We start from the raw sequence: 4,531 nt of genomic DNA, 5'->3' as shown, positions 1-4,531 counted from the left end.
CGGAACAGGGATAAATTATGGAAAGCGGTGTGCTGGGAAACTTGCTCGCACCGTTTGGACGGGGGCTGTTGGTAATAGTTGATGAAAATAAATCTTATCGACGAAACGCCAACAATCTATCCGTATTTAATATTGTTTTTTATTTATGTACTTAATTATAATTATTTTAATCAAAAGAATTTACAACACACAACAATATTGCATGATAATTTAGATTTTAGAATTTCTGATAAAATACCAATTAATGATGACGATCGTATCCTGAAAATTATTAAAATAATTGATAAACAAGGCAATATTAAAGAATATGATTGGGCGCCAAAGAGGCCTAAATATCGAGTGAACTAACCCATCACCAGTGCGATAAACACTGACAGGCTAAGAACGGTTCTTGAAAGGAAACCATCAAGAATTACAGCAGTTCTTAAAAGCGGGTTGCGATGAAGTAGTTAGTCAAGAAGACACCGCCGCCACCGAATGGTTCTACGGATAAGCCTGAAATGGCCTAAGAAGATAAGCAGATGTAATTTCTTAACCTGTCTCGCAAACTACTATAAGCGAGCAGTTCAGAGGCTATCGATATAATATAATCATGTATTAGATAGTTTATCACTTAACCAACCTGGAATCTCACCATGAATAAAATGGTTACTTCCCCTAAGGAATCAAGGTTGATATTTAGCGTAACTTGGAGAATCCTAAAGGCGAGTTATTAAATTAACGAATAATGAGATTAAAGTCATTATAGCCCAAGGAGAAAGCGACTTCTTAGTAGTCGGAGGAGTAAAACTGGATCTGGAATGATCCAGTTAATCGTCCTCCCTAGAACAAGGTTAACGACCTTGATAGGGCGAAAGAAGTTAGTAATTTATTGTTTATCGATAAATTATGGAAAGCCGGATGCTGGGAAACTTGCTTGTCCGGTTTGGATGGGGGCTATTTGTAATAGTTATCAGAAAGACAAATTCTGAGATCGAAACGCAAATAATCTATCCATATATATTACAGGTAAATTGTTGAAGAAAAAAATTAATTCCAATATTAAAAAAGAATATGATAATAAGATTTTTTCTATTGATGGAACTAAAGATATTGGTATGGATTTAAATAATCTAGCTAATTTAAAAAAAATTATTTGTGTAGACGGAACTGTTCAAGAATATGATCAGCAAAAACGTTTATTTCGTAAAATTAATCCTGATGGTATTGTTCATTATTATGATTTTATTAATAATAAAAAAGAAATACATTTGCCAAATAAAGATTATCAGTTTGATAAATACTTATTGCAAGAAAATCTTCCTGACGAAACAAAAAAAATTTATAAATATCATAAAATACAGGAAACATTTTCTAATGGCATAAGTAGAAAATACAATTATAATCAAGATGTTATTCAAGAAATTTCTCAAGACTATATTCGCGAATATAATCCTAAAACCAAAACAATACAAAAAATTATTTTTCCAATGGGTGAAAAAAGAGAATATTATGGTTTGCATTTATCCTTTATTAATCAAGATATTTTGAGAGATAAATCAATTATAGAATATCAATTGCATAAAATAAATCAAAATTATTTTTATAAATTAAAAAAAGAAATTTTACCTGATGGTTCTATTATAAAATATGATGATCATTTCTTACCGATTCAAATTAAAACAAAAGATAACGTAATCATAACATCATCTTATTTAGAAACTAATTTAGAATTAGAAAATAATTTAATTACCAAAATGAAGTTACCAGATAATTCTATAGTTGAAATGGATTTCACTAAAAATTATCAAATTACAAAGATTACTAATAACCAAGGAGTTACTAAAAATACAGAAATCATATATTTAGATAACAATCCACTTAATCATATTATTAAAATAATCTTCCCCCACGGTTATATTCAAGAATTTGATAAAAGCAATGGTTATTTAATAAAAGAAATATGGCCTAATAAGCATATTTTCGAATATACTTATTTAGGTAATACAGCTCAATTAAAAAAAGAAATAACCTCAACTGGTATAGAAATTAATTATGATTACAATAATGATTATCCTTTATCATTATCTAATATAGTTATTGAAAAAGCTGTGAAAATTCCTTTTCATTTATCCGAAAATAACAATAATTAATTTTTGAGTAAATTAACTTTTATTATCATAAAATTATAATATTTTTATATATTATTTTCGTTTTTAATTTATTAAAGTTTTTTTAGTCATTATATAAAATGTATAACAGTGATTAGATTATTTGCATTTCAATTTTAGGATTTGTCTTTTTTGATAGTTATTAAAATTTCCCAGCATCCGGCTTCCCATAATTTATCGATAAACCATAAATTACTGACTTCTTTCGTTCTATCAAGATCTTTAATTGTTTTCGAGAAGAGCAACTTAATTATTCCAAATTAAGTTTTACTCCCTCGAATATCTAAAAATTCTGGTTATAATTTTGTATATCATTTTTTAATTTTAATAAATTATTGTTATTATCATTTCAATATCGAATTAGTATTGATGGCTGGTTACATACCACATAATATTTATGAATTAATTAGCTCTTCTATTTTTAAATTTAGGTAGTTAAAATTTTAAAAATATTTAAATTTTAATTTTTATAGAAAAACATTATTTGATTTAATCGATAATTTATAGTTCAAATTTTAAATAAATTATTAATTAATTGGTTTATAAACCGTTTTTTTCATATCCAAAAGATTCTATAGCTTTTTTAATAGCTTTCCAAGGTAAACTGATACAAGCGATTTTCCCGGGATCATCACAAAAAAATTCAAAAATTTTTAATTCTTTATTCAGTATATTAAAATCAAATTTTTGTTTATTTAACATAGCCAAAAAATTTTTAATTATCATTAATATTTCTTTAATATTTTTTTGTTTTACAATCATAGACATAATACTAGCTGAGATACAACAAATTGAACAAGCTTGAGTATTTTGACGAATATTATGCAATCGAGAATCGACAATATAAAGTTGTAATTCGATTGCATCACCACAATAATTATTATGATAACGAAAATATAAATAATTAGTATCTTTTAATAAACCTTGATTGTAAGGATTATTCAAGTGATATAACATTATTTTTTTGTCTTCATCTTTTAAATAAATGAGCGTTTACCTCTTTCTTGAATTCTATGATATCGATTTGATCTGTTTTTTTGAAAAAATATATATTTATAACCAAAATTAATTTATTCACAAATCTATCATATATTTTTTTAATTATAAAATACTATTTAAATCTTTAATTTTGTTTAAAACAGATATTAAATGATCAATATCTTGATCATCATTATAAATACCGGCTGAAATCCTAATAGTACTAATTTGATTAATTTTTTGAATAATTAAATTAGCACAGTGTTTACCGGTACGAACAACAATATCATTTTGATTTAAAAAATTCTCTATATCATGAGCATGAATTTGTTTAAAATTAAATAAAATCATATTAGTTGAACTAGGATTAAAAATTATAACTTGAGGCATTAATTTTAAAAAACTTTTTATTTTATTAATAATATCAATAGTATGTTGTTGGATCCGATTTATTCCGATTTTTTTAATAAAATTCAAAGTTTTACGGAAAGCTAAAATAGCACCAATATTTAATGTTCCTGGTTCAAATTTATGTGGCAATTCATTAAAAACAAAATTATAACGATTAACTTCGCAAATATTACCTCCGCCAATATTAGGAGAAGGTAATTTGTCTAATAATTTTCTTTTTCCAAATAAAATACCAATACCAAAAGGACCATACATTTTATGAGCTGAAAAAGCTAAAAAATCTATATCTAAATCTTTAACATCTAATGGTAAATGTATTATCGATTGCGCTGCATCTAAGATTACTAAAATATTTTTTTGATGCGCAATATGAGTAATTTCTTTAATAGGTATTTCATCACCAAAAGTATTAGATATATGACCTAAAACTACAAATTTTGTTTTATTTGATAAAACTTGACAAAAATTATTTACTTGAATTTTATAATTTTGATCTAAAGGAATAAAAATTAATTTAGCTCTTTTTTCTTCAGCTATTTGCATCCAAGGTAACAAACAAGAGTGGTGTTCCAATTCAGAAGTGATAATTTCATCGCCAGGATTAACCAAATGCTTTAACATTTGGGCGATCATATTTAAAGATTCAGTAGCGCCTTTAGTGAAAATAATTTCTTCATATTGGGCGTTTAAAAAAATTGATATATCTTTTCGAGTTTGCTCAATTAAAACATTACTTTGCATAGCTAAATTATAAGAAGAACGAATATTCATGATACGGATAGATTAATTGCGTTTTATACAACGATTCGTTTTTGCTGTTTTATTTACAATCAGCCCCCGTCCAAACCGGACAAGCAAGTTTCCCAGCATCCGGCTTTCCATAATTTACTCTCTTTCGAGAACTAATTTCCCCTCGCGGTTGATTAGTTATTTATTCTTATTGTTCTCGTTTTTCTAATATCGTGTATTTGCTGATTAGTTATCTTCCGATG

At 26.2% G+C, this 4,531-nt stretch carries 5 protein-coding genes; 3 read left to right on the top strand and 2 right to left on the bottom strand.

What is annotated here, in order from left to right; all coding sequences use genetic code 11:
* The first annotated feature begins 81 nt into the window (after positions 1-81).
* The 3 genes from OC701_RS02390 to OC701_RS02380 all read left to right on the top strand — a co-directional run bounded on the left by OC701_RS02390 (position 82) and on the right by OC701_RS02380 (position 2,132).
* Positions 82-348, top strand: coding sequence for a hypothetical protein (locus OC701_RS02390; RefSeq protein ID WP_304514491.1), 267 nt, complete (start codon positions 82-84; stop codon positions 346-348).
* A gap of 452 nt (positions 349-800) precedes the next feature.
* Positions 801-971 carry a hypothetical protein gene (locus tag OC701_RS02385; protein ID WP_304514490.1) on the top strand — a complete coding sequence of 57 codons (171 nt, stop codon included), beginning with the start codon at positions 801-803 and terminating at the stop codon, positions 969-971.
* A 45-nt stretch (positions 972-1,016) separates the two neighbouring features.
* Entirely contained in the window at positions 1,017-2,132 is a 1,116-nt protein-coding gene (locus tag OC701_RS02380; RefSeq protein ID WP_304514489.1) for a hypothetical protein, read from the top strand.
* 558 nt (positions 2,133-2,690) lie between these two features.
* On the opposite strand, the gene OC701_RS02375 is transcribed toward OC701_RS02380, so the two are convergent.
* Entirely contained in the window at positions 2,691-3,107 is a 417-nt protein-coding gene (locus OC701_RS02375) for an iron-sulfur cluster assembly scaffold protein (protein ID WP_304514488.1), read from the bottom strand.
* Between the two features lie 144 nt (positions 3,108-3,251).
* On the bottom strand, positions 3,252-4,310 hold the full coding sequence (locus OC701_RS02370) for an aminotransferase class V-fold PLP-dependent enzyme (RefSeq protein WP_304514487.1): 1,059 nt from the start codon (positions 4,308-4,310) through the stop codon (positions 3,252-3,254).
* Positions 4,311-4,531 lie beyond the last annotated feature (221 nt).

This window comes from Candidatus Phytoplasma bonamiae, assembly GCF_030586845.1.
Lineage (GTDB): Bacteria > Bacillota_I > Bacilli_A > Acholeplasmatales > Acholeplasmataceae > Phytoplasma > Phytoplasma bonamiae.
The sequence above is the reverse complement of the archived record's forward strand: the minus strand, read 5'-3'. Positions and strand labels throughout refer to the sequence as shown.